This window comes from Mesorhizobium sp. M00.F.Ca.ET.216.01.1.1 (genome assembly GCF_004010325.2).
Classification (GTDB): domain Bacteria; phylum Pseudomonadota; class Alphaproteobacteria; order Rhizobiales; family Rhizobiaceae; genus Mesorhizobium.
Window position 1 is genome coordinate 1 of record NZ_SADR02000478.1, and the last position, 296, is coordinate 296.

1 pseudogene is annotated in these 296 nt (G+C 71.3%); it reads right to left on the reverse strand.

From position 1 onward, the window contains the following. Positions 1–104 precede the first annotated feature (104 nt). Positions 105–296: pseudogene (locus tag EN859_RS38545) on the reverse strand (hypothetical protein); the annotation flags it as partial.

Sequence of the window (296 nt, forward strand, 5' to 3'; positions counted from 1 at the left end):
GTGCAGCCGAATGACGGCCGGTAAATCCCAAGCATGCCGCAGCCGGCCGACGGCATCCAGGCCTGCCCCGGGGAGACGGTGTCCCCGGGACAAGGGCGCTCGCCTCAGGCGGCGGCGCCGAGGGCTTCGTCGACCAGCTTCACCGCCGCCTCGGTGAGCGGCAGGACAGGAAGCCGGCACTCGCCGACGGGGCGTCCCGTCTTGGTGCTCGCTGCCTTGGCGACGGGGTTGAAAGGAGACGTCCAAAGCAGCAGCGACAGCGGGCGCAGCTTCAGCCAAAGAGCCGCCGCCTCGGC